This is a genomic window from Providencia huaxiensis (assembly GCF_002843235.3).
Lineage (GTDB): Bacteria > Pseudomonadota > Gammaproteobacteria > Enterobacterales > Enterobacteriaceae > Providencia > Providencia huaxiensis.
Map to the genome: position 1 here is coordinate 3,008,107 of NZ_CP031123.2, position 14,881 is coordinate 3,022,987.

At 42.2% G+C, this 14,881-nt stretch carries 16 protein-coding genes and 1 other RNA gene; 13 read left to right on the plus strand and 4 right to left on the minus strand.

From position 1 onward, the window contains the following. Positions 1–4 precede the first annotated feature (4 nt). The 3 genes from CYG50_RS15470 to CYG50_RS15480 all read left to right on the plus strand — a co-directional run bounded on the left by CYG50_RS15470 (position 5) and on the right by CYG50_RS15480 (position 1,332). Positions 5–412, plus strand: coding sequence for a phage holin family protein (locus tag CYG50_RS15470; RefSeq protein WP_102137896.1), 408 nt, complete (start codon positions 5–7; stop codon positions 410–412). Beyond that, entirely contained in the window at positions 399–698 is a 300-nt protein-coding gene (locus tag CYG50_RS15475) for a YqjK-like family protein (protein ID WP_102137897.1), read from the plus strand. The genes CYG50_RS15470 and CYG50_RS15475 overlap by 14 nt, the downstream gene beginning before the upstream one ends. Positions 699–936: 238 nt before the next feature. After that, positions 937–1,332 (plus strand): DoxX family protein, encoded by a 396-nt coding sequence (locus CYG50_RS15480; protein ID WP_102137898.1) that lies wholly within the window; start codon positions 937–939, stop codon positions 1,330–1,332. 602 nt (positions 1,333–1,934) lie between these two features. Here CYG50_RS15480 and CYG50_RS15485 read toward each other — a convergent pair. Beyond that, positions 1,935–2,828: a LysR family transcriptional regulator gene (locus CYG50_RS15485; RefSeq protein WP_102137899.1), complete on the minus strand. Its 894-nt coding sequence runs from the start codon at positions 2,826–2,828 to the stop codon at positions 1,935–1,937. A 124-nt stretch (positions 2,829–2,952) separates the two neighbouring features. On the opposite strand from CYG50_RS15485, the gene CYG50_RS15490 reads away from it, so the two are divergent. The 10 genes from CYG50_RS15490 to dagF all read left to right on the plus strand — a co-directional run bounded on the left by CYG50_RS15490 (position 2,953) and on the right by dagF (position 11,858). Further along, a complete protein-coding gene (locus CYG50_RS15490) occupies positions 2,953–3,654 on the plus strand; it encodes a pirin family protein (RefSeq protein WP_102137900.1) in 702 nt (233 codons plus the stop codon). Positions 3,655–3,795: 141 nt separating this feature from the next. After that, a complete protein-coding gene (locus tag CYG50_RS15495; protein ID WP_102137901.1) occupies positions 3,796–5,766 on the plus strand; it encodes a BglG family transcription antiterminator in 1,971 nt (656 codons plus the stop codon). A gap of 482 nt (positions 5,767–6,248) precedes the next feature. Then, entirely contained in the window at positions 6,249–6,587 is a 339-nt protein-coding gene (locus tag CYG50_RS15500; protein WP_102137902.1) for a transcriptional antiterminator, read from the plus strand. 32 nt (positions 6,588–6,619) lie between these two features. After that, positions 6,620–6,985 carry an SFCGS family glycine-rich protein gene (locus tag CYG50_RS15505; RefSeq protein WP_004258177.1) on the plus strand — a complete coding sequence of 122 codons (366 nt, stop codon included), beginning with the start codon at positions 6,620–6,622 and terminating at the stop codon, positions 6,983–6,985. Next, on the plus strand, positions 6,985–7,281 hold the full coding sequence (locus tag CYG50_RS15510; protein WP_004258180.1) for a DUF4312 family protein: 297 nt from the start codon (positions 6,985–6,987) through the stop codon (positions 7,279–7,281). The genes CYG50_RS15505 and CYG50_RS15510 overlap by 1 nt, the downstream gene beginning before the upstream one ends. A gap of 26 nt (positions 7,282–7,307) precedes the next feature. Further along, complete coding sequence (locus tag CYG50_RS15515; protein ID WP_102137903.1) at positions 7,308–8,099, plus strand: DUF4311 domain-containing protein; 792 nt, start codon at positions 7,308–7,310, stop codon at positions 8,097–8,099. A gap of 2 nt (positions 8,100–8,101) precedes the next feature. Further along, complete coding sequence (locus CYG50_RS15520) at positions 8,102–8,752, plus strand: DUF4310 family protein (protein WP_102137904.1); 651 nt, start codon at positions 8,102–8,104, stop codon at positions 8,750–8,752. Between the two features lie 128 nt (positions 8,753–8,880). After that, positions 8,881–10,020, plus strand: coding sequence for an amidohydrolase/deacetylase family metallohydrolase (locus CYG50_RS15525; RefSeq protein WP_102137905.1), 1,140 nt, complete (start codon positions 8,881–8,883; stop codon positions 10,018–10,020). Further along, the gene (locus tag CYG50_RS15530; protein WP_102137906.1) at positions 10,004–11,116 is read left to right on the plus strand and encodes a DgaE family pyridoxal phosphate-dependent ammonia lyase; all 1,113 of its coding nucleotides are present in this window, start codon (positions 10,004–10,006) and stop codon (positions 11,114–11,116) included. The genes CYG50_RS15525 and CYG50_RS15530 overlap by 17 nt, the downstream gene beginning before the upstream one ends. Before the next feature lies 1 nt (position 11,117). Continuing rightward, positions 11,118–11,858 (plus strand): 2-dehydro-3-deoxy-phosphogluconate aldolase, encoded by a 741-nt coding sequence (gene dagF / locus CYG50_RS15535; protein WP_102137907.1) that lies wholly within the window; start codon positions 11,118–11,120, stop codon positions 11,856–11,858. A 126-nt stretch (positions 11,859–11,984) separates the two neighbouring features. On the opposite strand, the gene CYG50_RS15540 is transcribed toward dagF, so the two are convergent. The 3 genes from CYG50_RS15540 to rsmI form a co-directional block, all read right to left on the minus strand. After that, a complete protein-coding gene (locus CYG50_RS15540) occupies positions 11,985–13,061 on the minus strand; it encodes a 4Fe-4S binding protein (RefSeq protein WP_168222867.1) in 1,077 nt (358 codons plus the stop codon). Positions 13,062–13,489: 428 nt separating this feature from the next. Next, an RNA gene (gene rnpB / locus CYG50_RS15545) (RNase P RNA component class A) lies at positions 13,490–13,863 on the minus strand. Positions 13,864–13,957: 94 nt separating this feature from the next. Next, positions 13,958–14,830, minus strand: coding sequence for a 16S rRNA (cytidine(1402)-2'-O)-methyltransferase (gene rsmI, locus CYG50_RS15550; RefSeq protein ID WP_102137909.1), 873 nt, complete (start codon positions 14,828–14,830; stop codon positions 13,958–13,960). Between the last annotated feature and the right edge of the window lie 51 nt (positions 14,831–14,881).

Here is a 14,881-nt window from a genome sequence, read left to right on the forward strand (position 1 = left end):
ACTTATGGAACAAAATCAACAACGTCAGGGCCCCGGTAAAGGGGTCCTTGAAATACTACAGCGTATCGCGAGTATCACCGTTAATATTGTTGAAACTCGCCTTCAGCTCATTGCTGTTGAGCTTGAAGAAGAAAAAGTTAATTTTATCCAACTGCTATTGTTAGTTGGGCTAGCGCTTCTTTTTACTGCTTTTGGTCTAATGTGTCTAATTGGACTCATTTTTTGGTCTGTAGACCCTATTTATCGTTATCAAGCCCTGGCGATAACAACAGGATGTTTAGTTCTACTCGCCATTATTTTTGCTATTTGGGCTCTCAAAAAAGCGAAACAATCTACCTTATTGAGCTCCACACGGGAGCAATTAAGTCAAGATGCAAGTGCATTAGCAGGTAAGGATAATGACCAGAAATAAACGCCAATTACTTGCCGCAAAAAAACAGCGATTACTCAACAGAATTGAGCAGCAACGGAGCGACCTTGCTGCAAGTTCTGAAGATTGGCTACATGTGACAGCCCCTTATGACCGCACATGGAAAACCTTGGTTACCTTCCGCCCTTTATTTATTGCGGCAACAGGCCTGCTTTCAATTTATTCACTGAAAAGACCACAGCGCATACTCCAATTAGGGAAAAAAGCCTTCACGATGTGGGGCATAGCCAGAACAATTCAAAGTACGATCAATGCAGGAAAGAAATAGTTTCAATTAAAATCAATATGTTAAATTAAACCTCTTCACTTTAGCTAGTTCCTCCTCCATCTCCATTCAATTTTTTTGACTATCTTTGTTAATAAGCTTTGCTTTTTATTGAAAAAGCAAATGACTACTATAAGTCCATCAAATGTTTTCTTGCCTATTTGTGCTGAAAACAACATTACAAAGCGACACATATCGCAAATAATTTATATTTAATGGCTTATTAGTCTGGAGAATCTTAATGAAAAATTTAGAAAGTGGTGCGGTATTGTTAGCTCGTATTATGATGCCAATTCTGTTCATTGTTGCTGGGTATGGAAAACTGGGAGATGCATACGCAGGAACACAGCAATACATGCAAGCAATGGGTGTTCCAGGCTTTTTATTACCGCTAACCATTTTATTAGAACTTGGTGGTGGCCTAGCCATTCTGTTCGGTTTCTTAACTCGAACTGTGGCCCTATTTACTGCAGGCTTTACCGTATTAACGGCGCTACTGTTCCATATCGACTTTAGCGTGGCACCAAATAGCTTAATGTTTATGAAAAACTTTACTATTGCAGGCGGTTTCTTACTGTTAGCTGTGACTGGCCCAGGGAAATTTAGTATTGACCATTTATTAAATAAAAAATGGTAACTCCGATTTCATTATCACCCTTATTGATTTAGTTTATTTTTGTCCAATTTGTACCTCCTTCGGGAGGTATTTTTTTGCCTAAAATAAAGGTTTTGGCTCAGCTAAAGGAAATTTATTTGGGTAAGGAGTTTTCAGTTATTGTTTTAGGGGGCTGCATAATCAAACCTTACTCGTAAACTCTAAATAGTTTGAGTTGTAGGTAGGCGGCAAATGAGTCTCAATTTATTTTTTCAGCTACGGGCTAACTTTTAAATAATTCGTGCTACAACTGAGCTATGACTGAGATAGTTTTACTCTTTTGAACCGCTACCAGCAAACCCTACTCGTAAACTCTAAATAGTTTGAGTTGTAGGTAGGCAGCAAATGAGTCTCAATTTATTTTTTCAGCTACGGGCTAACTTCTAAATAATTCGTGCTACAACTGAGCTATGACTGAGATAGTTTTACTCTTTTGAATCGCTACCAGCAAACCTTACTCGTAAACTCTAAATAGTTTGAGTTGTAGGTAGGCGGCAAATTGAGTCATCCCGTGAGCATACATAAGTATGTGACTCGGGTGACTCAATGAAGCCAACACCCCTACGGCTCAAAATATAACGAGTTTACACTCTAAATAATTTGGGGATCTCTCGGAGACACCACGACTTAGCCTCCCCCATACTATCTCTACGCCACGCCATAATAATATTCGTCTCATGGCTGAACTCAGCGCCAACCACCTTCAAACGCCCTTCACGAATATCTTGCTCAACCATTGGGTACGGCATCGTCGCAACACCAAGGCCGGCCAACAGTGCATTGTGTTTATCTTCAATCGTCGACACCGTTAATCGTTGTTGCTTATCCAACAACTGCACCGTTATCACAGGCCGCTCACGTGCGGTATCAGCCACTGCGATCCCACGGTACTTCACTCGAGTCGCATCAGATAACGGTTCTGGCTCTTGGTGAATGGGATGATCCGGACTCGCCACGTAAATATGATTAATGGTATATAACGATTTAGAGTTAATCTCTGAAGATGATCGGAAATGCATATCAGGGGCAATCACGATATCCGCTTTACCACTTTCAAGGCGCTCCCATGCGCCCGCTAAAACCTCAGTAATTAAAGATAACTGTGTTTCTGATTTTTCCGCCAATCGTTCCACCAGCGGAAAAAGAGAATGAGCAGGAACTAGCGCCTCGCACACGATGGTTAAATGCGTTTCCCATCCTTTTGCCAGGGCTTCTGCATCAGATGTTAGCTTATCAGCGGCTTCAAGTAGGATCCTCCCTCTATCAAGTAACATCCTACCGACATTAGTAAACTTAGTTCTATGCCCTGAACGGTCAAATAAAATGACATCGAGCTCTTCTTCTAATTTTTGCATGGTATAACTCAGCGCAGAAGGAACTCGCCCCAATTCTTCAGCGGCTGCAGCAAAACTACCACGGCGGTCGATTGCATCCATAACCCTTAATGATTCAAGTGTTAATGCTCTCTCTTTACTCATGAAGCTTCTCTTTCAGGAAATTTGAACAAGGGAAACAGATTAACTGGCTAACAATTCAACGTCCAGCTATTTATTATAACAATAGATTATTAACTTATTTATTTTCGATAGGGGGTTAACCATTATGATGATACTAAGACCCGCTAATCATTGCGGCAAAGCTGATTATGGTTGGCTACAAGCGCGTTATTCCTTTTCATTTGGTCATTATTTTGACCCAGACTTTATGGGTTTTAAAACACTCAGAGTGCTGAATCAAGAAGTTATCGCGCCACAAAATGCATTACAGCCAAGAACCTACCCACATGTCGATATCTTAAATATCATCCTAAAAGGGCATGCGGAGTATCGTGATAGCTCAGGTAATACTATCCAAGCGAATGAAGGTGAATGTGTGCGTTTTTCACCGCGCCCAGACCTCAGCTACAGTGAACAAAATGTGTGTCCCAAAACACCGCTAACGCGTTTACAGCTCTGGCTAAATGCTTGCCCACAGCAAGAATCGTTACCTTTGCAAAAAATAACCATTAATGAAAATGAGAACAAACTTATCGCATCTCCTGACGGGGAGGAACAAAGTATTCAATTACGTCAACAAATTTGGATCACCCAAATTCATTTGGCAGCCAATGAGTCATCATCGATAACGCTAAAAGGAAGGAACTCATTCCTTCAATCTATACATGGTGGAGCAACATTGCGTACACCAAAAGGCGAGCAGTTAGGAATGAATTGCAATGACGGGGCGTTTATCCAAGACGATAATCAAGTCATCATTAGTGCAGATAAACCGTTTAGAGGCCTGTTAATCGACCTTGGGGAATAAAAACTCCCCCCTTCCAGCTATAACAGCATGAATTTTGCGAACGGATTCGCAAATTTCATGATTTACATATCCTACATATTGACACGCTTGTGTTAGAGTCCTGCCATTAGCGAGCAAAAAACACGTAATTTTCTTGCTCAAATGCTTTTTTGTTTTGATTTTAAAGGTGTTTCCGTGGCTCTATTCACTCAACAGCGACATAATCAAATTTTTGCTCAAATTCTTAATGAGGTTGTGCCTCAAGACGAATTAGCAAAAAATTTTTCGGTTTCTACTCGAACTATTCGTTCTGATATCAATGAAATCAATGAATTGATACAGCCATATAGTGCACATATTGTGTATGAGCGAGGTCGTGGTTACCGATTGAAAATTGAAGATGAAGCCCTATTTGCCACTTTTACGCAGCAAAATGATGAAGACAATCATATTCCTCGTACGAGCAAAGAGCGCATTGATGCGCTGCTATTAAAGCTCTTAATGCTATCACTCCCCGTAAAGCTTGATGATATCGCTGAAGAGTGGTTTATCAGCCGCGGTACATTACAGCAAGATATGGGCGCAGTGCGAGAACAGCTTCAAAAATACCAAATTGCGTTAGAAAGTATTCCTCATCAAGGCATTCGTTTAAACGGTAGCGAGTGGGCGGTTCGAGCTTGTATGACCGAAACTTTATGGCGTCGTTATTCCGCACAGATAACGCCTGATTTAACCACTTTCCGCCCTGATTGCCTTGATAATTTAGACCTGACATACATCGATAAAGTTTTGCATAACAGTATGAATCGCTTTGATATTCGTATTAGTAATGAAGGGCATTTGTACTTGGTTTTTAATTGTGCAGTCACTATTTTACGTATCACTCGCGGCCATGAACTCACCACTGCTGTCAAAGATGATGACAGTGAAGAAGCAATCCGCAAAGCCTGTGGTGAAATATCTAAAGGATTAATCTACTTCCTTGGTAATGACCTTTCAGGGGCAGAACTTAGCTATTTACATGACCAAATTATCGCCCAACGCATTAGTCACCAAGACTCTAGCACGCAAAAAAATGGAACGCATAATGAGCTATGCGAATATATTTTAAATTATATTAATGAATTATATAATTATGATTTGCGTAATGATGAAAAACTCAAAAAAGATCTCAATACGCATCTCGCTGCGTTGATTACTCGCTTGCAATACCATATTTCCACACCAAATCCATTACTTTCTGATATTAAACAATATTATCCTTTTGCCTATGATGTCACACTGAGCGCGTTGACCAGTGCCAGCAAGCAGTTACTCCCTCATCCAATCAGCGAGGACGAATTAGGTTATTTAGCGGTGCATATCGGTGTCAGTCTTGAAAGAAATTATGGCGCAGGCTCAATACGACAAACGGAAGTACTGGTGGTAACAGATGCAGGAAACTCCACGTTTCGCGTGGTTGAATCTAAAATCATGCGTGAATTTCCACAGCTCAAATTTAGCCGAGGGTTAACGTTACAAGAGTACGAGTCCTTGGATGAAGTCTCTGAAGATTTCGTCATTACCACGGTGCGAATTTCAGAGAAAAACAAGCCTGTCATTAAAATCGCGCCTTTTCCGACCCCCTATCAGCTAGAGCAAGTTGGCCGCCTCGCCATGGTTGACCAAACTCGCCCTTATATTATCGAGCGTTTTTTTGATGAACGGTTCTTCATGGTCATTAATGAAAAAATTAGCCAAGAAGCGCTCTTTCAAATGGTTTGCCATAAATTACAGCAAGAAGGCTATGTCACACCCGATTTTTACCCTTCACTGCAAGAGCGTGAGTCAATTGTTTCCACATTGCTCGGGGAAGGCATTGCATTGCCCCACTCTTTAGGGCTACTTGCCAATAAAACGGTAGTTGCAACCGTTGTCGCCCCCAAAGGCATTGAGTGGAATAAAGAAACCAAAGAGAACGCTTATGTCATTTTCTTACTCGCGATAAGTAAAACAGACTATGAAGAAGCAATGGCTATTTATGATTTATTCGTTACCTTTGTAAAAGAAAAAACGACTCGTCGCTTAGTCAGTGTCAAAAATTTCAATGAATTCCAGGTGATAGCTAAAGATAGCTTAGCGCGTATCCTTTAATTTGATAGCAACTTCCACTTTTTAGCGGAAAAGAGGAGGTTGCTGATTTTTACGTGATCCTAAGCACAACTCTCACAAATATTTTCCTATCCTAAACGGCCTGTTTTACACACAAAACGACTAAGTGGAAGCAATTACAACTAATGTAAAATAATTTCCATTTATAATTTCCACTTTCATTTCCAGTCCATTTTTTTATTTCCATTTTTTAGTTAAAAAAATAATCAATTGATAAATAACATATTTTATTCACAGTATTGTTATTTTTATCCTTTTTAGAGAGTTGATTAATGTCAATTTTTCCACTTAATTTCCAAATAGAACAAAAAACACACCAAATATACACTCGTTAGCTTCCAAACAATTTCCACTTACAAGTGGAAATTCCCTGCCTGCAAAAAATACGAATAAGCGTCTAATGTATAAGACATGAAGGAACAGAGTAGTCTAACTTGCAATATTACTTTGGATTTTAAATAGTTATGAGTGAATCAGTTGTCGTTTTTAAAATGTTAGAACATAACCTTGATATTGATGAGGTGACACAAAAACTGCTAGCAGTGATTACTGACTGGCTCAAGCAGGAGGGCTGCTATACCACAGATGTACAACAACAAATGTTGGAGTCTCATTTACGTGCCATGGTCGGTAGAGCAAAAACGGGTGAAGCCTTACCAGAAGTCGATATCAGCCTATTCGATGAAATTTCTGAACATTCGATTACGCTCGCACAACGGGTCGTTGACACACTTCCCGGTTTAGCACCTGAAGAGACCTATTTACTCTCTGTTCACTTTGAAGTCGCACGTTCAAATGATTAATTACTAATTTTGTAGGATTTGGAGAATATTTTATGAAACAGATAGTTGTTGTTATCGGTGACCGTTTAGGTAAAGGCCAAAAAGTGGCTGCAGGTGTTGAAGCTGCCGGTGGTAAAGCTGTTGTTGTTCCGGGTGTCGCTGCTGACATGAAACTCGGTGATGTCATGAACGCAGAGCAAGCTGATTTAGGTATCTCATTTTGTGGTAGTGGTGGCGCTGGCGCAATTACCGCTCAAACGAAATATGGCTATAAAGCTCGCTATGGGATGCGCTCTATTGAAGAGGGAGAAACCGCGATTGCAGACGGTTGCAATGTATTAGGTTTCGGTTTTATGGACAAGGAAGAGTTAGGCGAGCGCTTGGTAAAAGCATTCAATAAAAAATACGGCAACGCTTAATGAAAAAATCTATCGAAACGGTTGTGCGGGTAACAGGGCAAGGCGACACTAAGCAAAAAGCGATAGCTGACGCCTTAAATTCAATTCAAAAAACCGTACTTAAAAACAGCACAGACATCATCCTACGGATAGAACCAAAGGATGTTGAAGTGATTAGTGCTCACTCTCATTCGCGGACAGAAAAATTTCTCTTTCTCTTTTTGCCACGCAAACGTGAACATTTTCGTGTTGTACTCGACGTTTCGCTGGATGTCACTTTACTTTCTGTCAACGAAATACCATTTACAGAACAATAATAGCAATCAGGTCTGGAGTTAATTCCATGAGTGAAACTGCATCTTTTTTAGAAATATTGGGTATGTCCCTAATCATCGGTGGGCTCTGCGGCTTTGGCTTAGGCGCAGGGGCTGCGCGTATGTTCCACGCGCCAACCATACAGGGCATGGGGGCATTCCGTACATTGGGTGAGCTGAACGCTTGTGAAGGCGATCCCGCATCTCACTTTTCTTTCGGCTTAGGGTTCTTCTTTAACGCATGGGCATCGTCAGTTGCTGCAGGGGCATTTACACAAGACGTTGACCACCGCATCATCCCAAACTGGGGGGCCGCAGCGTTACTAACCAAAAACCGTAGCGTTGCTGACACACTGCATAACCCGAAAAAAATGGCTATCGCTTGTGCCATCATCGGGGCACTCGTTGTTGCCTTCTTGAACACTACCGCTTCTGCAGTTCCGGCTGCTCTGCAAACAACAGCCATTAACGTACTAGTGCCTGCCGCAAACTTGCTCGTTAACACAGTGATGCCAGTTATCTTCTGGTTAGCCGCTATGGATGCAGGCCGCCGTTCAGGTTTCTGGGCAACGCTATTTGGTGGTTGTGCCCAATTAATCATGGGTAATGCCATCCCTGGTTTAGTTTTAGGTATCTTGATCGGTAAAGGCGTTGATGACAACGGCTGGAACCGTATCACTCGCACAATGATGGTAACAGTCGTTCTGCTGTTTGTTCTTAGCGGCTTCTTCCGTGAATTCGACCTGAAGATGATCACCTCTTTCAACCTAGATAAACCATTGTGGCTTGAATACGTCCACGGTCTGCTGAGCGGGAAATAATCATGACAACTGAAATTAACAAACAAGATTTTTGGTATGCAGAGTGGTCCTTCCCGATTTTTGTTGGGCTGTTATCAGCGGGGAGCTTCGCAGGTACCCACATGTATGTCGTCTACGGCTTTGGAGCATTTAACGAAGTGGCGTTCGTCGCCATGTTACGTGCGGGCTTAGATACCGGAGTTTATGGTGCGGTTGCCGCATTTGGTGCGAGTTTCCTATTTGCTCGGATTATCGAAGGCTCACTGGTAGGTATTTTAGATATCGGTGGCGCGCTACAAACCGGTATTGGCCTCGGTGTTCCCGCCTTATTTTTAGCCGCGGGTTGGGATTTTTTAGTCACTAACTTCTGGATGTCGTTACTAACTGGCTTATTTCTTGGCGTATTAATCGGCTTACTGATTGTATTTGCACGTAAATTCACGATTGCTCAGGCTAACTCAACCTTTGGTGCTGACGTCATGATGGGTGCGGGTAATACCTCCGGCCGTTTCTTAGGTCCACTAATTATTTTAGCCGCGATGGCCGCATCCATTCCAATCGGAATTGGCTCTTTAATTGGCGCATTGATTTTCTATGTATGGCAAAAACCCGTTGCCGGCGGGGCAATTTTAGGGGCGATGTTGTTCGGTTATTTCTTCCCAATCGTCGCCTAACTCGTATCCTCCCGGAGCATCTGCTCCGGGTTACTAAATAACATCATTAAAAACAGGCTCGAAATAGTTCAAAGAGTAGCATAAGAGTAAACAACAACGCTGCGGTTGACATCATAAAGAGGACAACTATGTACACCCTAATCATCAAGCATGGCAAATGTATCGATGGCACCATAATCGACATTCTTATTAGAGATGGAAAAATCGAAGCGGCAGGCCCTGAGTTAGCGAATAATCAGCAAGCCGAAAAAGTCATTGACCTACAAGGAAAAACTTATGTCAGTGCTGGGTGGATTGACTCTCATGCTCATTGCTTTGTTGAGTCACCTATTTACTTCGATGACCCTGATTTAGCAGGAGCCGCTGGCGGAGTTACCTCACTGGTTGATGCAGGTAGTGTCGGTGCTGATGATATTGATAAATTTTATCAGCTCACCCAGAAATCAAAAACGAATGTCTTTTCTCTGCTGAATATTTCGCGTATTGGCATCATTGCACAAAATGAACTGTCCGATATGAACAACATCAATGAAACCTGCTTTCAAGACGCTATCGAACGCCACTCAGGCTTTGTCGTTGGTATGAAAGCCCGTATGAGTAAAAGCGTGGTGGGTGAAAATGGCATTGCCCCACTGGTTAAAGCCAAAGAAATGCAAAAAAAACATCATCTTCCACTCATGGTACACATTGGCAACAACCCACCGGATATCGATGAAGTCGCTGACTTACTGACGCGCGGCGATATCATCACTCACTGCTTTAACGGTAAACCCAATAAAATTTTAGGCGAAGATGGCTATCTAAAACCGTCAATTGCTCGCGCTTTAGCGCGCGGTGTCATATTGGATGTTGGCCATGGTGGTGAAAGTTTCAGCTTTAAAGTTACCGAACAAGCAATGCGTATCGGCACTTACCCTGACATCATCAGTTCAGATATTTACCACCGCAACCGCGTTAATGGCCCAGTTTATAGTCTCGCTTTTGTGATGACTAAATTCCTGTGTATGGGTTTTAGTGCGGAACAAGTGCTTCGCTGTGTGACCGAAAAAGCGGCCAATTTCTTATCTTTGCCAGCGAAAGGGTATTTAAGGCCAGGCTTTGATGCCGACATTACCCTTTTTGACCTCAAAGAAGAGCAAACTGAGCTCACCGATGCAGAAGGCGAACAGCGTATAGGCACACACCGCTTCGTACCGCTGGCCGCTATTGTCGGTGGAAAACACATTATTCATGCACAAGGTGAATCCGAACATGCAATCGATTTATGATAAATATCAGTTAAAACACGTTATTAATGCTTCTGGCCGCATGACAATCCTTGGTGTTTCAACGCCAACGCCAGAAGTTGTCGAACGTGTTGCTTACGGCCTAAATAATTATTTTGAAATTAAAGACTTAGTTAACAAAACTGGCGAATACATTGCTAGTCTATTAAACGTTGAAGCTGCAGTTGTTGTTTCCTGTGCATCTGCTGGTATTGCACAAGCGGTTGCGGCAGTCATTGTACAAGATGACGATGATTTACTGCTCAATTTGCATTCATCCGACAAAGTGGTTCCACGTGAAATTATTTTACCTAAAGGCCATAACGTTAACTTTGGAGCCCCTGTCGACACAATGGTGAGCTTAGGTGGTGGTAAAGTGGTAGAAGCGGGTTTTGCTAATGAGTGCAACGCTGCTCAATTAGCTGCAAAAATCACCCCCAATACCGCTGCTATTTTGTATATCAAATCGCACCATACCGTACAAAAAAGCATGTTGACGGTTGAACAAGCCGCCAAAGTGGCTCATGACCACCAGCTCCCTCTGATTGTTGATGCTGCTGCTGAAGAAGAGCTCACGGCTTACTACCAAGCTGGTGGTGATATTGTGATTTACAGTGGCGCAAAAGCGATTGAAGGCCCAACAAGCGGCCTTGTTATCGGTAAAAAACAGTATGTTGAGTGGATAAAACGCCAAAGCCAAGGTATTGGCCGTGCGATGAAAGTGGGCAAAGAAGGTATTTTGGGCCTCACCCTTGCTATCGAACAGTATCTCACTGCGACAAAAGAGACGGGCGCAGAGATGGTCAATCGAATGAGTCAATTCATCAGCGATTTGAATGCAATTAAAGGTATCTCCGCCCAAATCGTCTGGGATGCTGCGGGACGTGATATTGCTCGCACTGAAATTAGCTTTGATGAAAAAACGATAGGCAAAACCACTTACCAAATCATGGCTGAATTAAAGCAAGGTGATACCGCGATTTACTTCCGTGAATACAAAGCCAACGAAGGAAAAGTAGAAGCTGACATTCGTAGTGTCAGTACTGAGCAACTTAATGTTATTTCAAAGAATATTCGTTTGTTAGTAGAAGGAATTTAAGATGAAATTGTCACCGAATTTTTATCGTGACCGTGTCTGTTTAAACGTTTTGGCGGGCAGCCATCAAAATGCAAAAGATATCTATGCCGCAGCAGAAACCTTTGTTGTTGTTGGTGTTTTATCTAAAAATTACCCTGATTTAGAAAGCGCGATTGCTGATATGCGCATTTATGCACAAGAAACGGATAATGCGTTATCTGTTGGCCTTGGTGCTGGCGATCCAAACCAATCCACTATGGTATCGTTGATTTCAAAAGAAGTTCAGCCACAGCACGTAAACCAAGTCTTTACTGGTGCACCGATTAGCCGTGCATTGTTAGGCCAAAATGAAACCTTCGTTAACGCATTGATTTCACCAACAGGTACCGTTGGTATGGTTAAAATTTCAACTGGCCCACTAAGTTCTCAAGCGCCAGATGGCATTGTGCCGATTGAAACTGCCATTATGATGCTTAAAGACATGGGAGCTGACTCTGTTAAATTCTTTAATATGAAAGGGCTAACTTATATTGAAGAATATAAAGCCATCGCCAAAGCGTGTGCTGAATTTGATTTTTCTTTAGAGCCTACAGGCGGTATTGATTTAGATAATTTTGCCGAAATTTTGCAAATTGCTCTCGATGCTGGCGTGAAGAAAATCATTCCTCATATTTATAGTTCAATCATTGATAAAGAGTCGGGCAATACTCGTCCAGAAGATGTGCGTCAATTATTGCAGATGGTTAAGCAAGCGGTTAATTGATGCGGTAGTGAGTAGTAAGTAAGAAAATAAATATAAGCGAGACGTTATAATATAAGTCATTGTCACAATGACGAAACAATAAATCCCCCACTCATCAAATATGAGCGGGGGATTTTTTACTATGAGTTAATGACCTATCGTTCTTGCATTCGGTATAATATGAAACCAATAATTATCAGGCACTGGGCTACCCCAAACGCCAAAATACATGGCAATTCCAATGGTTATAAATAAAATTGCTAAGGTTAAAATGGCCATCAGCATACCCGATAACCGAAACTGACGTTTTTTTGTTGGCACTTGCAATGAGAAATCTAGCGTTGATGCAACAGGGCAAGATTCCACGCACGTCATACATCCCGTGCACTCCACTGTTTTTACCGTAATTAACTTGTCGACAGGGATCCGTGACGGGCAATTTTTCGCACATTTTCCACAATCAATGCAGTTTTCCCTGTTTCTGCGAATTTTAAACGGTGAAAATAACGAAAATAGCCCTAATAATGCACCATAAGGACATAAATAACGGCACCAAGCGTTACGAATAAACAAGCTTGCCACCACTAAAACGACCACAGTGATAAGCGCAAATAAGCTAATATAGCGAAAGAAATCCAACATTTTTACGTCAATAATGATCCCATAAGGGGACATCATAAAATATTGGATCATCTGCGCAGACATGGAAAATGCAATATAAAGAAAGAAACCTAATAATAAATATTTTAGGCCTCTTAAAGGGATATCGAGCCATTTAGGTAAACTGATTTGGTTTTGATAACGAAAGAGTTTTTTCCCTAACTTACCTGTGTACTCTGATATTGTGCCAATCGGGCACATCCATGAACAGAATGCTTTTTTGAACAGCAAGCTAATCACGATAAAAGAAACTAAAAGAAACATTGAGGCCGCATGAATGACAGGAAAGCTGCCCGTTTCCAACGTATATTTTAAATTCATTAGCCCAGCAATCGGCAGCCAGCCTTCAATTCCACCAGGGCGAGGAAGATAAAGGGTTGCCCCACCCGTTTCGTAGTAACGAACCCAGTAATAGAAAGTAATACCGATATAAAGGTTAATTGCTAACAGTGTTACCTGTACAAATTTACGCCAAGTTGACGCGTTTCGCCAATCATTCCAAGGAAGCTTTCCTCCTGTTGTACCGGGGCGACGTTGGTACCTTATACGTGGTTTTTCTATCATGTCCGCACATCTCTTTAACATGCATTATAAATACCACTATTCTATTTACATATTCAGAGAGCGTATTGATTTGCATCAGAGGGTTATGATCTTGATGCTTTGATACTTTGATACTTTGATACTTTGATACTTTGATACTTTGATACTTTGATACTTTGATACTTTGATACAGCGAATGGTGAAGACAAACAAGATAAGTATTTTGATATTAAATAAAAAGATTATGATTTTTTCTAAATAATTCGAGTTGTGCCACGGCGGCAAAATGAGGAAATCCCTAGGAGCATACACCAGTATGTGACTAGGGTTGACGAATGAAGCCAACACAGGCACAGCTTGAAGTATGACGAAAAAAAGGAGCATACACCAGTATGTGACTCGAGTTGCTGAATGCAGCCAACAAAGGTACAGCGCGAAATATGAAGAAAAAAGGGAGTTGGCCGATAAGCCGGGTTCTGTCATGGACAACCATTCATCTAGGCCAGCACTTGCGCACTGGCTCCAGCAACCTACCCGAGTTCAATGCGGGCCGCACCATATGAACCCCTATTTGGTCTTGCTCCGGGTGGAGTTTACCGTGCCACGAACTGTTACCAGTCGCGCGGTGCGCTCTTACCGCACCCTTTCACCCTTACCTGATCCTGTAAACAGGCCATCGGCGGTTTGCTCTCTGTTGCACTAGTCGTAGGCTCGCGCCTCCCAGACGTTATCTGGCACCCTGCCCTATGGAGCCCGGACTTTCCTCCCCTCTACCCGTCTCCCGAAGGGACTACGATAAAGCAGCGGTTGTCTGGCCAACTCCGCGGCGAATTATAGGCACTTTACTGTGTCTTGTACAGACTCTAACGACTTTCATTTACCACTTATATAAATGAACTCGTCTATTTGCTCAAGAATCATTCATCAGCTTGATTATCAAGCATCAATTTATACAACATATTTTTCTTGAGGCCATAAATTTCAGCCGTGATTGCAGCCGCTTTTTTCGGTGGTAACTCTTTTTGTAATAAATTCAAGGTACGAACCACATCCGGTGAAATTGCAGAATCATCTTCAGGCTTCTTATACCCTTCAACAATTAACACCATTTCGCCGCGGTGACGATTCTCATCTTCTTTTACCCAAGCGAGCAACTCCCCTACGGGGCGGCCTTCAATGGACTCCCACGTCTTAGTGATTTCTCGCGCTAAAACAACATGGCGCTCCGGTCCCCAGACTTCCACCATATCTGCTAAACTGTCTAACAAACGGTGGGTTGATTCATAGAAAATCAGCGTGCGAGTTTCTTGTTCGAGTGATTGTAAAACATCTTTACGGCCTTTTGTTTTTGCGGGTAAAAATCCTTCATAACAAAAACGGTCTGAGGGCAAACCTGCGGCAGATAACGCAGTGATAGCGGCACAAGGCCCCGGTAAAGGTACAACTCGAATACCCGCTTCGCGGCAACGATTGACGAGATGATAACCCGGATCATTAATTAAAGGTGTACCAGCATCGGAGACTAATGCGATACTATCGCCTTGTTGAAGTAGACTAATTAATTGATCTGCCTTTTGCTGTTCATTATGATCATGCAGAGCAAACAACCGTGCATTTATCGCAAAGTTCTGTAATAGAATGCCTGAATGCCGAGTGTCCTCTGCAGCAATAAGGTCAACATGTTTAAGAACATCCAACGCGCGTTGCGTGATATCCTTCATATTACCAATTGGGGTAGGAACGATATACAGCGTGGATGCCATAACCACAGCTTGATTAGGTTGGTTCATTGTTTCATCCAAATAGCCGGTTTAAAATTAAGCAATTGAAAAATACACCAT